Raw genomic sequence first — 12,287 nt, 5'->3', positions numbered from 1 at the left:
GCGCTTCATGCCCCAGCTTAATGAATTTACCCGCATTGACAAGCCCTATTATGGCAGCCCGGCGCGCAGGCCTTATGATCGGGGTGAGCGCTTTCCTGGTCTGAGTATGAGGGACCGTCCTTGGTATCCGTCCCTGGCTTCCGTTTCAAACGTGAGGGATTGCTCTTGCACACATAGGGTGAAGCAGGAACATGACGGCATGATGACAGCGTCACCGGGGGTGTTCCTTCTTTTCGGTATTTGAATTCGGCTTGGCCTGGCTTTATGCTTGCCGTCGCTTTCGGGGGGGGCGGACCAGCGCCGGCGCTCGAAGCCGTTGTTCAACATGTGGGATCAGTGTATTGAGATTTCGAGGGCATATCGCCGCTGTCATAGCGGCGTGGATGATTGGTACGGCCGCAGCGCAGACGCCGCCCGAAGTGCAGCAGATTCAGGACGAATGGGCCGAGGTATTTTACAAATTGCCCTCCAGGCAGCAGGTCGCTCCGTTCAAGGCTTTGCTGGAGCGCACGCAGGCGCTCCGCGAGCGCTACCCGGATCGAGCCGAGCCCCTGGTGATGCAAGCCATCATCCTGTGCACCCTGGCGGCGTCAGATTGGGGCTTTGATTCCCTCAGCCGGCTGCAGGACGCGCGCGAGCTCCTTATCCAGTCCATCGACCGGAACCCCCGCGCGATGGAGGGCACGGCCTTCATTACCCTGGGCAATCTCTATTTCCGCCTGCCGGGTTGGCCCATTTCCTACGGTGACGACGAACTCGCCCTGCATTACCTGGAATCTGCGGCCAAGATGTTTCCCGATGCCATCGACGTCAATTTCTTCCTAGGGGACTACTGGCTGCACGAAGGCGAATATGAGAAGGCGCTGAGCTATTTGCAGAAAGCCGACCAGGCACCGGTGCGCCCTGGACAGCGGCTTTCGGACGAGAAGCTCAAAGAGGAGCTGCAGGCTTCCCTCGAAGCCGCCAGGAAGCGCTCCGGATCCCGCGGCGACTTTTTCTCGTCCCTGTTGCCTTCCACCCTGGGAGAGCAGAGCACCAAGGCTTCGCGCGCGGAGCACTGAGCAAAAAAAAGCCCACCTTGTGGGTGGGCGAACGCTGAAGATAGGAAGGAGTCATGCTCTTCACTGTTATACAAAGCATCATATGTGCCACAATAATTATAAAATAAAAACAATACTTTAAAATTAATTGCCGGATACGCTCGTTACACGCTTGAACGGTTTTTGTGCGATTTTGCACAATAATGGCACCGGAAACGGGAGCTGGTTCTTAGCGACTGCCTAAGCGTTCGGCGTACACGGTGATTTCTTCGCGGTCGTGATACAACTGCCGCGCACGCAGACGGAAGGGTACCTCCGCGGCATCCAGGGATTCAGCGATCCGCTCCAGGCAAGCGCGCACCTCGTCATAGCGCTTTTTCATGGGCAGTTTCAGGTTGAAGATGGCGTACCGGCAATGCCGCCCGGCGAGCCAGCGGGCCGCCAGGGCGGCGATGCGGGCGGGCTGCTCCACCATGTCGCAGACCAGCCAGTCCACCGGTTTTGGCGGCAGATAGCGGAAGCCGTCCACCCGCAGATGCTCGACGATGCCCGATTCCAGCAGTGCCGGGTCCATGGGGCCATTGTCGATGGCGGTGACGCGTATGCTGCGGCGCACCAGTTGCCAAGTCCACCCCCCTGGCGCCGCGCCCAGATCGACGGCGCGCATGCCGGGCTGCAGTGCCTTGTGGTTCGGGCCGAGGAAGGTGAGGAAGGCTTCCTCCAGTTTCAACGTGGACCGGCTGGGCGCCGAACGCGGAAACTTCAGCCGCGGGATCCCCATGGGCCAGGGCGAGGCATTGCCGGGATGGGAGAGCCCCACATAAGCGTTTGAGGAATCCAGGAAGAAGATGTGCAGGCGCGGTGCTGACTGCCGCCCTCCCGCCAGGCCTGCAGCCTGTGCCGCGGCGCCGAAGGGCGTGCTGAACTTGCGCACGAACACCGACAGTTCCTTGGCCTCGTTGGTGTCCGCCGTTTCCAGGAGAATGTCGGAAAAGGGGCCGCCCAGACTTCGTGCGGCCGAAAGCAACGGGGTGATTCGGTCCGTGACTGGCAGTTGCGAGATCAAGGGCAGGGCGAAGACCCACTGACGTGGGAAGATCAGGTCGGCGAAGCGCAGTTCTTCGCCTAGCGTGGACACCTGCGCGGTATCATAGGGCGAGAACAGCACATAGCCGGACTTGTCGCTGGTTTTGCAGAATCCTTCGATATGCAGGGCACGCGCGCGATTCTGGATTTCAGCGGCGCATTCTTTTTCGAAGCCTGCTCGGCAATACAACAGCAGGAGTTCGGGCGGGTTCGGGCGCGGCTGAGTCAAAGCAGTTGCAGTAAGGCAAGATCACGAAGCGCGCTATGCTACCCCACGCGGGCGCGGGCGTCGATTTCAAGACTTGCGCTCGCGGATTATAATCCCCGCCTGCGCGAAGGGGCAGGCAGTCCAGCTGCCTGCATTGCGGCCTGTTGTGGTTGCCCAGAGCCAGCTGACGGGTGTCAATGATGCCGCCGCACCCAGAGAATACCTGAACGAGGAGACCGCCATGAAATGGACCATCGCAGCCACGGGGCTCACCGCGGCGCTCGGCCTGTTGGCCTATACCAATCCAGACCTGAAACACTACGATGATTTCATCAACCGCGAGATCATCGAACAGGCCCGGCAGCAGAACAATCCACTGGTCGCCACCCTCGGTAACTTGTTTGGCGGCGTCGCTTCCAGCTTGGTGGTACGCCAGACCGAGCGCAGAAACTACCTGTTTTTCAGCACGTACCAGACTACCATGGGCAAGGAGAATCTCCGGGCGGTGGGTGTTCTCAATGATTTCATCATCACCGAGAGGCCCGACTTCAAGGGGAGCCGATGAACCAGCCTGCCGGGGTAGCGCGGGGATGACCAGCGTCGAGTTTGCCTATGCCACGCACCCGGGGCGAAAACGTTCCCTCAACGAGGACAGCCTTTGCATCGAGCCTGAGCTGAGTCTCTGGGCCGTGGCTGATGGTATGGGTGGACATGCTTCGGGGGAGGTGGCCAGCGGCCTGGTTGTGCAGGAGCTGCCGCGCCAGATTCGTGAGGGCAAGGCACTGGCCAGCGCGATACTCGACACGCACCGCGCCATTCACCGTGCGGCCGGGCTGGGGCAGGGCGGGCATGACATGGGCTCCACAGTGGTCGCGGCCCGACTTCGCGGGTTGTCCTACCAAATTGCCTGGGTCGGGGACAGCCGGGCCTATCTTTGGAACGGGGCCCTTCGGCAGTTGACCCGCGACCATTCCTATGTCCAGTTGCTCTGGGAGGCGGGCCTGATCGAAGAGGCGGACATGGCCAGCCACCCGGGGCGCAACGTCATCTCCCAGGCATTGGGGGGCTCCGAGCACCAGGAGATCAAGGTGGATGTGGTGTCGGGCGAACTGTCGCCGGGCGATTCGCTGCTGCTGTGTTCCGACGGCCTGAATTCGGAGGTGCCGGACGCGGAAATCGCACGGATCCTGTCGTCCACACCGAACACGAGCGCGCGAGTCGACCGGTTGGTGGATGCAGCGCTGGAGGCGGGCGGGAACGACAATATCACGGTGGTGCTGCTGACGGCCCGGAACGGCCGCGCCTTCGATTAGATCAGCTTTCGCTCGCGAAACCAGGCCACCGCGTCGGCGAAAGCCTGGCGTGTTGGCGTGGGCACAAGGCCCAGCTCCTGCTGAATGCGCGAGGAGTCGCCGCGCTTGCCGGAATTGAGCAGGCGTATGGAGTGGTAGTTGAAGCGCGGTGCCTTTTGGGGGAAGAAGCGCTTTTCGATGGGGTCCTTGATGCGCGCCACCTGCTGCATCACGCGAGGCGAGATGGCCAGCTTCGGCATGGGCGCCCCGGTTAGTTCGTGCAGCCAGGTGAGTATCTGCTTGAGGCCGTGATATTCGCCGGTCACCAGGTAGCGTTCGCCGCGCTCGCCTTTCTCCATGGCCAGCAGCAAGGCCTGCACCACGTCCTGGGCCGGGACGAAGTCGAAGGCGCCCGGCACGTAGGCCGGCATGCGGCCCTGGGCAAAGTCCAGAATGGTGCGGCCGACCAGGCTGGGCCGGAAGTCCCAGGGGCCGACGATGGCCGCCGGGTTCACGATGGTCACGTCCAGGCCGCGAAGGGCTTCCAGCAGCACGTCATGCTCTGACACCGCCTTGGTGCGCTCGTAGTCCGAGGCCAGTTCGAAGGGGCTGACGCTCCAAGATTCGTCCGAGGCGCCTTCGGGATTGATGCCCACCGCGCCGAAGGAACTGGTATGCACCACCCGCCGCACGCCTGCGCGCCGCGCCTCCTGCATCAGCTTGCGGGTGCCAAGAACGTTGACGTCGAACAGTTCCTGGCGGTCGCCGTCGCGGATGCTGACGAAGGCGGCGGTGTGGTAGACCTTCTCGATGCCATCCAGGGCGGCGCGGATCGAGGCGCGATCCCGCAGATCGCCGCTGGCGCGTTCCACCGCCAGGCCTTCCACCGCCGTCTGCGGGGTGTGCGGACGCACGAATACCCGGACCTTCTCCCCGCGCGCCAGCAGGCTGCGCACCAGATTGGCACCCAGGTGGCCGGTGGCGCCGGTGACCAGCGTCGTCATGGTGGCGTACCTTTTGGCCTAGCCGGCCTCGGCCGCGAGAGGGTTCGAATATTCCTCCCATTTTTCCAGGGTCAGCTTCTGGAAATGGCGGATGGCCGGGTTCAGTTCGATCTGGGCGCTGTCCGGATGGCGCTCGAAGCCTTCCTGCTCCAGTTCCAGGGCCCACTGGTCCTCCGCCAGCAGCGGCTCGATATAGGCCTTGTTGGTGATCCACAGAATGGGCTTGCGCAGGACTTCCGGCATTTTCCAGTTCACCAGGGGGATGTGGATGGGACCGAACAGGAACACGAAGAAGCAACGCGTGGTGCGCTCGTCCTCTGGCAGCATGAACAGCCAGTGGATGTACTTGCCGCCGATGTCCGAGCCCTGGTAGGGATAGTCGTACCATATCTCGATGTCCTTGAGGTCGCGCGCGCCCTTCTCCATGAACAGCTTGGCCACCGCTCCTTCGTTGAAGCGGGTGTCGTAGTAGACCCGGATGGCGTCGCCCTCGCGCTTCCAGTCGCGCAGCGTCGGCTTGACGAAGGGCCGCTTGTGCCGGTGCAGATACTCGTGATTGAAGTCGCACACGTTCTCCACGATCATGGAAAAGTGTGCCTTGATGGTGACGTCGATGGGAAAGAAGGGCCAGGGTTCGGCGCATTCCAGCTGCGGGATGTGGGGCAGGCTCACGCTGTCGGCCAGTTCCGGGTCGCCCGGAAACAGCCAGATGAAGCCCCAGCGCACTTGCACCGGGTAGTGCCGCAGCCGGATCTTGGGCAACTGCGAGCGGCCGCTGCCCAGTTCGTGGGAAATTTCCACGCAGCGCCCGCAGCCGTCGAACTTCCAGCCGTGATAGCTGCAGACCAGGTTGCCGTCCTCCACGAAGCCCTTGGACAAGGCAAGCTGGCGGTGGGCGCAGCGATCCTCGACCGCGTGCAGGCTGCCGTCGGCGGTGCGGTAGAGGGCGATATCCTGTTTCCAGAACCGCACCTTTCTCACTTCCCCCGGCTTCAGGTTGCGCTCCAGTTCGACCGCGTACCAATAGTTGCCGCTGGGGCCGGCGGTGCGGGCCTGACGGCGGCGGGGCATCTCCTGTGGCGTGGCGTTCAAGGCTTTGTGTCTCTCGGTCTGGCGTTGGCGGATCAACCCGTGAGTATATCGGAGCGTTCCCGGAGGGGCCACGAAAAATCCCGGCCGAACATCGGCGGATTGCGCCGGTCGAAGGCCTTGAATTCCCCGTCGGGCCGGACCGACTGATCCCAAGAACTGGCATCCATGAAAATCTACAGTCTGCACCGCCGGCAATTTCTGCCCATTACGCCCGAGGAAGCCTGGCCGTTTTTCTCCACGCCGCGCAACCTGGAGCAGATCACGCCGGCCTTCCTGCGCTTTGGCATTACCTCCGAGGTGCCCGAAGACATTTATCCGGGGCTGATCATCACCTATCGCATCGCCGCCGTGGCGGGGATCCCGATGACCTGGGTGACGGAGATCAAGCATGTGATTCCGCTGCGGCAATTCGTCGACGAGCAGCGCATCGGTCCCTACCGCTTCTGGCACCACCTGCACCGTTTCGAGCCGGTACCCGGCGGCATCGAGATGGAGGACCGGGTGTACTACGTCATGCCCTGGGGCTGGCTGGGACGTCTGGTGCACGCGCTGTTCGTGCGCCAGCGCCTGGAGGCCATCTTCGATTTTCGCCGCGACTATCTGGCGCGCTTTTTCGGCTGCTGAGGCGCCGGCCGCCGGCGCGCCAGTTCGTAGACCAGGATGGCGGCGGTGGCGGAGACGTTGAGGGACTGGATCTCGCCCGCGCCCTGGAGCATGACCGTCGCTTCGCATACGGCGAGGGTCTGCGGCGGCAGGCCATGTTCTTCGTTGCCCAGCACCAGGGCCAGGGGGCGATCATCCAAAGGCAGTTCGTCCAAGGGCTGGGCTGTTTCGGTGAGGGCCGTGCCCACCACGCGGTAATGTTGCTGCAGGCGTTTGAGGCTGCGCGGCAGGTGGCGCAGGCGGTGCACATCGATCAGGTCCAGCCCGCCTTCGGCCACGCGGTAGGCGGCGTCCGAGGGCGCGGCCTGTTCCGGGTGGTCCGAGATCACCAGGTGCTTGATGCCAAAAAACCCCAGGGTGCGGGCGATGGCGCCCAGGTTGTGGGGATTGCCCACCCCGTCCAGGATCAGGATCGGCTCCGCGCGCTGGGCCCAGCGTTCGGCCTCGGTGAACTGCAGATCGTAAACCGGGCGCGGAATCGCCGCCGCCACCACACCGCCATGCAGAACGGTGCCGGCCACCTTGGCCAGTTCCTCGGGGCTTACCAGCCGGTAGGGCCGGTGCAGCCGCGCCAGTTCGGAGCAGATGGGGCCGACGGCGGCCTTCAGGCGCTCTTCATAGTACAGCCGCATGATCCGCTGCGGTTCGTGCCGGAACAGGGCACTCACGGCAGGGAGACCGGCGATCTTGGCCAGTTTCTCGCCGGCGTCCGCTTCCGTGGGCGTCTCGCGCCGGGATGCTTGCGGGGCTTCGCGCCGCGGCGCGGGTCTGGCGTTGGTTTTCGCGGGTCGTCGTGGCTTTTTCGGGTTGGAAGGCATGCTGGAGGCCGGTCGATGAAAATGCTCAAGTTTCGCACGGCGGGCGCCTTCGGCGCGATGCCGGGCTTGTGAAATCCTGCCGCATGGGTTTAATTAGGGCCTTTGACGCCTGCCGTCGACAACGCACGAGATACGCCATGTTCATTGCCATGAACCGCTTCAAGATCACCCCGGGTAAGGAGACCGAGTTCGTCGAAATCTGGAAGAACCGCGAAACCTATCTGGACGAGGTGCCCGGTTTCAAGGAGTTCCATCTGCTGCAGGGACCGGCCAGTGAGGAATATTCCCTGTTTGCCTCCCATTCGGTCTGGGAGTCCCGCGAGGCTTTCGAGGCCTGGACCCACTCCGAGGCATTTCGCAAGGCCCACGCCAATGCGGGCGGCGCGAAGGGCGTCTACATCGGCCACCCCAATTTCGAAGGGTTCGAGGCGGTGCTTTAAACCGGCCGGCTCAAGCCCAGGAGTGTTTGCCATGCCCCCGAAGAAAACCACACCGGATCAAGCCAAACTGGACCGCGTGGTCGCCGAGGCCCGCAAGGCGGCGGAAGAACGCGAGCGCGGCTACCGCGAGCAGGCCCTCAAGCTCTATCCCTGGGTCTGCGGACGCTGCGCCCGGGTGTTCGACCTCAAGAACCTGCGCGAACTCACGGTCCATCACCGCGACCACAACCATGACAACAACCCGCCGGACGGCAGCAACTGGGAGCTATTGTGCTTGTACTGCCACGACGAGGAGCACTCCCGCTACCTCAACGCGGACCGCTACGGGCGCGAAAAGCCGGGCGCGCGGGCGGATGGCGGCGGCTCCCACAAGCCCTTCGCCGATCTGGCGTCCCTGTTGAAGAAGGACTGACGCACTCCGCCGCGAGGAAGGTGGTCTCAGCCGAAGTAATGCAAGGCGCCCAGCAGCGGGGCGCGGGGGTTCAGGGCCAGCTTGACCGGCATCTTGGCCATCACCGGCGCGAAGCGGCCCTTGGCGGTGAAGGCGCGCAAGAACTCGCCGGATTCCAGCAAGGGGCGGATCTTAGGGCCAATGCCCCCGCCGATGAACACGCCGCCCGTGGCGAAGCATTTGAGGGCCAGGTTGCCTGCTTCGGCTCCGTATAGCTCCGTGAACAGGCGCACCGCCTCGCGGCACACCGGGTCTTCATCCCCCACGCCCAGTCGCGAGATCAGCGCATTGCGGTCCAGGCCCGAAGACGGTTGGGAGGCTGCCGGCACGGCCGGGCAGGGCGGCGCGTAGCCGCTTTCCACCAGGAAATCGTATAGATGGCTGAAGCCCGGCCCCGAGAGGAGGCGCTCCCAGCTCACATGCTCCGGGTAGAGACCGCGCAGAAAGCCCAGCAGCCGCAACTGCTGTTCGGTCTGCGGCGCGAAATCGCTGTGACCGCCCTCGGTGGCCATGGCCCGGTGTTTTTCACCGTCCCAGTAGAGGATGGCCTCACCCAGGCCCGTGCCCGCGGCGATGACGGCGATGTTGCCCGGATGCGGCTCAGCATCCGGGTTCAGGTCGACGAAGTCCTCGTCGTCCAGGTGCAGCATTCCTAAGGCCATGGCCTCCAGGTCATTGAGCAGCCGCACCTGGGGCGTGCCCAGCTTGGCCTTGAGTTCCTCGGCGTCCAGCACCCAGGGCAGGTTGGTTGTGACGCAGCGCTGCTGGACCACAGGCCCGGCCACGCCGAAGCAGGCGCTGGACAGACCGGGCTGATGCGCCAGAAAGAGATCGAGGATCGCGTCGAAGCTCGGATATTCGCCGCTGGCGAAGGTTTCCTCGCGCAGACAGTGCAGGCTGCCGTCCGCCTGCCGCTGCGCCAGAGTCAAGACCGTTTTGGTGCCGCCGATGTCGCCAGCCAGAATCATGGATGTCCTCACGTTGTGCGGATGGAGCCGCCGAGCAAGTGGATCAAAGCGTCCAGTATACCGTTAGCCACGGCGTGAGGCGGCATCTGGTAGAAGGCCTGCCAGGCCAGGGAGACGAATTCCTCGTAGCGGCCCTCGTGCTCTGGGTGGTTCTGCAGCCAGCACAGCCGCACCGCATGGCCGATGAGGATGTCGGTGACCAGGGTGTCGTCCACTCGCAGGCTGGGATTGTCACGGAACACCGAAGCCAGCGCCGACAGGGCTTCCACCGTCAGTTGCCGGTAGACCGGGGCGTCGATCTTGTTGAGCACATGGCTCACGTGCAGCTTGAAAGTCTGCTCCCCCGGCGTCATCTGCGCGCGTATGGATTCGCTGTCCAGGCGCCGCTTGCCGTTAATCTTCTCGCCCAGCATCAACCCATGGCAGCGCTCCAGCAGCAGCCAGACGCCGCGGTAGAAGGCGTCGCTTTCCCGCCCCACGGTGCCCTGGCGCTCCCGCCATTCATACCAGTCCTCGGCCTGCCCGCGGTCCCTGGGGTCCATGGAGGCGGGGAAGCGGCCCGAATGCAGTTCGCGCTGGGCGCCCTCGTAGTGCAGGCTCTCCACCTGGCCCAACTGGGTCTGACTGTCGCCATAATCCTCAAGGGTTTTCTCCAACTCCTGCGCCAGACGGTGCGGGGGCATGGTCAGCACCTCGCTGAAGGCCTGGTCCAGAGAGCCGCCCGAAGCCCGCTTCTGCCGGGCCACGAGGAGTTGCAGGATATGGCCGACGCGGATGGTGCTCATGTCGGTGAACAGCTCCGGCCGGGTCTTGATCAGCAGCCCCAGATTGAGGATCAGCTCCTGGATGATGATGTGCTGGCTGGTGTCCTGGGTGTTGAAGTTGCGGATGGTCTGCAGGATTTCCCAGGAGTCGGCGGGACGCCGGAGGGTGGCCTTGCCGCTGTAGGCGCGTCCCACGGTCAGGCCGTGCTGGCGCACCAGGATCTCGGTGGCTGCCTGTTCCAGATTGATGTCGTACTTGCCCAGGAGGCCCGCGCAGCGGCGCACGATGTACCAGGCGTGGCGGTCGCCGGCGCGGGTATAGACCTCTTCCAGCAGGTCGCGCACCCGGGCCGGACGTCCGTCCTGGCCGCGCAGGCCGGTGTCGAAATCCAGCCCGTGGCGGGAAGTCAGCAGGCTCAGGGCCTCCAGTTGGGCGTGCAGGTTGGGGTTGTGGCGCAGTTCCTCGGTCAGCCGCCGGTCATCGCCTAGTTCCCACTCCGTCAGTTGCACGCTGTCCAGGGGCGTCGGCGGCTCATCGGTTTGCGGCAGGGCATGGGCGAAGGGCCGCTCCGTGTCCTCCCATTGCGGCTGGGAGAAGCGGAAGTCGTGTAAATAATCGATCTTCTCACGGCAGCAGGTATCGAGGAATTCCGCCAGACTACCCAGCTTCGCCTTGAACCCCCCAACCGTGCCTTCCTGCAATTGAGCGATGAATTGCAAGAGCATGGCCCCGTCCTCGCCTTCCAGCATGTTCTGCTTGACGTTGATGGCCATCAGCGGTGGTGCCTCATGCCGCCAGTGCCGCGCGATGTAAGCCAGTTCCGTGCGCAGGCGCTGGATCAGCAGGCGGTTGTCCATGGCGATGTAGAAGCCCTTCTGGTTCATGAACTGGGGGAGGAACAGCAACGGCTCGCCGGCCAGCAGGTACAGCCTGGACGTGGACAGGGGTCTGAGCTTTCGCAGTGGACGGCCAGTGAGGCCCATGCGGTCGTTGCGCCCCACCTGGGCGTAGGCGGCGGCCAGTTCGCCGGCGTCGCGCACCTGGACCGGAGCGATCTCGGCCAGGGTCTGCGCGGCGATGCCATGGCCGGCGAGAGCTGCCTTCACCGTCTCATCATCGGCCAGCAAGGCCAGTTGCACCGTGCGGTTGCCGGCGCGGGCGGCTGCTCGATGCCGGCCCAGCGGATCGATGTCCTCGGCCGTGATCAGCCCGTCCTGCAGCAAGCAGCCGAGGATGTAGAGGCTCTGCGCCCAGACCAGGGGTATATTCTCATTGGGTACGCGGGTCTGGCTGTGCGGTTCGCGCCGCTCGGCGTCCAGGCTTTCCCGGGGTACCCGGTACAGTTCCGGCAGCAGGCGCTCGCCGCCGCGCCCCACCAGCAGGTCTTCCAAACGCTGACGATAGCCGGCGGCGGCCTCGGCGCGGCCCGCCAACTGGTGATTGACGAGCAGATAGGTGAAGAACAAGGGCCACTCACACTCGATATCCTTGAACTCCCTCAATTCGTGGGGCTCGTAGTGGAGCCGGTTGTGGTCCTCGATCACGGTCTGATGGCCATCCAGCAGGAAGCGCTTGCAACCGTAGCGGCCTTCCAGCTTTTCCACGATCAGGCCTTCGGTCTTCTCGCGCAGCGCCGGGTCGTCCACCGCGAAGGCGGGAAAGCCGGTAATGCTGAGGACGGCGGCGTCCACTTCCTTGGACAGGGATTCCCTGGGCAGCAGGGCTTCCAGGGAGATGCGGGTGCGGGCGATGTCGTCGGCCACCACGTGGACGATGGCCGCCTGTCCGCCTTCGGCGCCGAAGAGGTTGCAGCCGGCCATGGCCTCCAGAGCCGCCTTGGCCATGCCCATGGAACTGGCGTTAAGCTCCGCCACGCCGTGGTTCAGCTTGTTGCCGCGCTCCCAGATGCCGTAATCGGGCGTGCGATAGGCCCGGCTAATGTAGTGCACCAGGTTCTGCACGAAATTGACCTCGTCCAGGGTGAACACGATGCGCAACCCCGAGGCGGTCATCTGGGCGAGCATGAGCAGGAACAGGGATGTGGCGTCCAGTTGCAGATGCCCCCATTCGTTGTCGCCCACCACCACCTCGCCGCTGCTGGTCTTGTACTTGGCGTGCAAGGCGTCCAGAGGGTTCTGGCTGTGCTTGAACTTCTCCACCTTGGGTGCCTGCCGCATCATGGCGGTGAGCAGGCCGCGCATCAGCTTGACCGTGCTTTGCTCCAGCAGATAGGCGCGGTCGCGCTGGGAGGGCTGCTTGCGCATGGCCAGCGCCAGGCCCCAGGCGGCGAGAATGCTGTAGACGTTGTCGCGCACCCAGGCGTCGGTGTAATCGCCGTGGGTGGTGACGGCGGTGCTGGCCGGCAGCAGGCCGCTGATCCAGTCCTGGCGGTCTAGGATGATGGTGCGGACTTGCCGGAAATACTGGTTCAGCGCGTCGAGGGTCGGTTCAGGCATGAGG

The 12,287-nt window shown here is 64.0% G+C and carries 12 protein-coding genes; 6 read left to right on the top strand and 6 right to left on the bottom strand.

Annotated features, from left to right (window positions below; translation table 11 throughout):
- Positions 1-383 precede the first annotated feature (383 nt).
- The gene (locus tag EK23_RS02635) at positions 384-1,061 is read left to right on the top strand and encodes a tetratricopeptide repeat protein (RefSeq protein WP_052807859.1); all 678 of its coding nucleotides are present in this window, start codon (positions 384-386) and stop codon (positions 1,059-1,061) included.
- Positions 1,062-1,269: 208 nt separating this feature from the next.
- Here EK23_RS02635 and rlmM read toward each other — a convergent pair whose 3' ends face one another.
- Positions 1,270-2,355 carry a 23S rRNA (cytidine(2498)-2'-O)-methyltransferase RlmM gene (gene rlmM, locus EK23_RS02630; RefSeq protein WP_268748157.1) on the bottom strand — a complete coding sequence of 362 codons (1,086 nt, stop codon included), beginning with the start codon at positions 2,353-2,355 and terminating at the stop codon, positions 1,270-1,272.
- Positions 2,356-2,575: 220 nt separating this feature from the next.
- Between rlmM and EK23_RS02625 the strand changes: the two genes are divergently transcribed.
- Entirely contained in the window at positions 2,576-2,899 is a 324-nt protein-coding gene (locus EK23_RS02625; protein WP_145998534.1) for a DUF4359 domain-containing protein, read from the top strand.
- Between the two features lie 25 nt (positions 2,900-2,924).
- Positions 2,925-3,647 (top strand): PP2C family protein-serine/threonine phosphatase, encoded by a 723-nt coding sequence (locus EK23_RS02620; RefSeq protein WP_045223669.1) that lies wholly within the window; start codon positions 2,925-2,927, stop codon positions 3,645-3,647.
- On the opposite strand, the gene sdmB is transcribed toward EK23_RS02620, so the two are convergent.
- Both sdmB and sdmA read right to left on the bottom strand, forming a co-directional pair.
- Positions 3,644-4,630 carry a sterol demethylase protein SdmB gene (gene sdmB, locus EK23_RS02615; RefSeq protein WP_045223668.1) on the bottom strand — a complete coding sequence of 329 codons (987 nt, stop codon included), beginning with the start codon at positions 4,628-4,630 and terminating at the stop codon, positions 3,644-3,646. The two genes, EK23_RS02620 and sdmB, sit on opposite strands and share 4 nt — an antisense overlap.
- Before the next feature lie 18 nt (positions 4,631-4,648).
- On the bottom strand, positions 4,649-5,722 hold the full coding sequence (sdmA, locus tag EK23_RS02610) for a 4beta-methylsterol monooxygenase (protein ID WP_235281882.1): 1,074 nt from the start codon (positions 5,720-5,722) through the stop codon (positions 4,649-4,651).
- 165 nt (positions 5,723-5,887) lie between these two features.
- On the opposite strand from sdmA, the gene EK23_RS02605 reads away from it, so the two are divergent.
- Positions 5,888-6,346, top strand: coding sequence for an SRPBCC family protein (locus EK23_RS02605; protein WP_045223666.1), 459 nt, complete (start codon positions 5,888-5,890; stop codon positions 6,344-6,346).
- Here EK23_RS02605 and EK23_RS02600 read toward each other — a convergent pair.
- Positions 6,319-7,203 carry a TrmH family RNA methyltransferase gene (locus tag EK23_RS02600; protein ID WP_045223665.1) on the bottom strand — a complete coding sequence of 295 codons (885 nt, stop codon included), beginning with the start codon at positions 7,201-7,203 and terminating at the stop codon, positions 6,319-6,321. The two genes, EK23_RS02605 and EK23_RS02600, sit on opposite strands and share 28 nt — an antisense overlap.
- A 137-nt stretch (positions 7,204-7,340) precedes the next feature.
- On the opposite strand from EK23_RS02600, the gene hmuQ reads away from it, so the two are divergent.
- Together hmuQ and EK23_RS02590 are read left to right on the top strand one after the other, a co-directional pair.
- Complete coding sequence (gene hmuQ, locus EK23_RS02595) at positions 7,341-7,643, top strand: heme-degrading protein HmuQ (RefSeq protein WP_045223664.1); 303 nt, start codon at positions 7,341-7,343, stop codon at positions 7,641-7,643.
- 31 nt (positions 7,644-7,674) lie between these two features.
- Entirely contained in the window at positions 7,675-8,055 is a 381-nt protein-coding gene (locus tag EK23_RS02590; RefSeq protein WP_045223663.1) for a YajD family HNH nuclease, read from the top strand.
- A gap of 26 nt (positions 8,056-8,081) precedes the next feature.
- Here the strand turns inward: EK23_RS02590 and glk are convergent, their stop codons facing one another.
- Positions 8,082-9,062 carry a glucokinase gene (gene glk, locus EK23_RS02585; RefSeq protein WP_045223662.1) on the bottom strand — a complete coding sequence of 327 codons (981 nt, stop codon included), beginning with the start codon at positions 9,060-9,062 and terminating at the stop codon, positions 8,082-8,084.
- An 8-nt stretch (positions 9,063-9,070) separates the two neighbouring features.
- Positions 9,071-12,283, bottom strand: a complete 3,213-nt coding sequence (locus EK23_RS02580) for a phosphorylase b kinase regulatory subunit alpha/beta (RefSeq protein WP_045223661.1) — start codon at positions 12,281-12,283, stop codon at positions 9,071-9,073.
- Positions 12,284-12,287 lie beyond the last annotated feature (4 nt).

The organism is Methyloterricola oryzae (assembly GCF_000934725.1).
Classification (GTDB): Bacteria; Pseudomonadota; Gammaproteobacteria; order Methylococcales; family Methylococcaceae; genus Methyloterricola; species Methyloterricola oryzae.
This window is presented reverse-complemented; position numbering and strand designations above follow the sequence as displayed.

Excerpts from the sequence above, each read along its gene's own strand:
- EK23_RS02635 (WP_052807859.1), top strand. The coding sequence starts at position 384 with ATGATTGGTACGGCCGCAGCGCAGACGCCGCCCGAAGTGCAGCAGATT.
- EK23_RS02625 (WP_145998534.1), top strand. The coding sequence starts at position 2,576 with ATGAAATGGACCATCGCAGCCACGGGGCTCACCGCGGCGCTCGGCCTG.
- EK23_RS02620 (WP_045223669.1), top strand. The coding sequence starts at position 2,925 with ATGACCAGCGTCGAGTTTGCCTATGCCACGCACCCGGGGCGAAAACGT.
- sdmB (WP_045223668.1), bottom strand. The coding sequence starts at position 4,630 with ATGACGACGCTGGTCACCGGCGCCACCGGCCACCTGGGTGCCAATCTG.
- EK23_RS02605 (WP_045223666.1), top strand. The coding sequence starts at position 5,888 with ATGAAAATCTACAGTCTGCACCGCCGGCAATTTCTGCCCATTACGCCC.
- EK23_RS02600 (WP_045223665.1), bottom strand. The coding sequence starts at position 7,203 with ATGCCTTCCAACCCGAAAAAGCCACGACGACCCGCGAAAACCAACGCC.
- hmuQ (WP_045223664.1), top strand. The coding sequence starts at position 7,341 with ATGTTCATTGCCATGAACCGCTTCAAGATCACCCCGGGTAAGGAGACC.
- EK23_RS02590 (WP_045223663.1), top strand. The coding sequence starts at position 7,675 with ATGCCCCCGAAGAAAACCACACCGGATCAAGCCAAACTGGACCGCGTG.
- glk (WP_045223662.1), bottom strand. The coding sequence starts at position 9,062 with ATGATTCTGGCTGGCGACATCGGCGGCACCAAAACGGTCTTGACTCTG.
- EK23_RS02580 (WP_045223661.1), bottom strand. The coding sequence starts at position 12,283 with ATGCCTGAACCGACCCTCGACGCGCTGAACCAGTATTTCCGGCAAGTC.